The following is a 330-nucleotide window of genomic DNA, read 5'->3' on the forward strand; positions in this document are numbered from 1 at the left end:
GGCGTCGGGTTGCCTGCGCCATCGGTGCCCGGCGGGGTGAAGATCGTGCCCGGCTGATTCGGACCCGGCGGCGTGCCGCCCTGGTTCGGGTCTTCAAATGCCGGCGCCTCGTTGACGTCCAGCTCGTTGAGCGTGACGGTGATGGTGGTCGTGCCGCCATTGCCGTCGCTGGCCACCACCGTGATCGTGTGGCTGTTGCCCGTCGACTCGTAGTCATTCGCCAGCGAGGCGGCACCGGCCGGCGTCAGCGTGATCACACCCGTGGCCGGATCGATCGCGTACCAGCCGTTGTCGTTACCCGCGCTGATCGCGAAGGTCACGTTGTCGCCA

At 67.9% G+C, this 330-nt stretch carries 1 protein-coding gene; it reads right to left on the minus strand.

Annotation, left to right across the window (positions count from 1 at the left end):
* On the minus strand, positions 1-320 hold a 320-nt coding region (locus ACVOMF_RS20915; RefSeq protein WP_481510980.1), incomplete at its 3' end, for a cadherin repeat domain-containing protein.
* Between the last annotated feature and the right edge of the window lie 10 nt (positions 321-330).

It is taken from the genome of Stenotrophomonas sp. STEN022 (genome assembly GCF_056760155.1).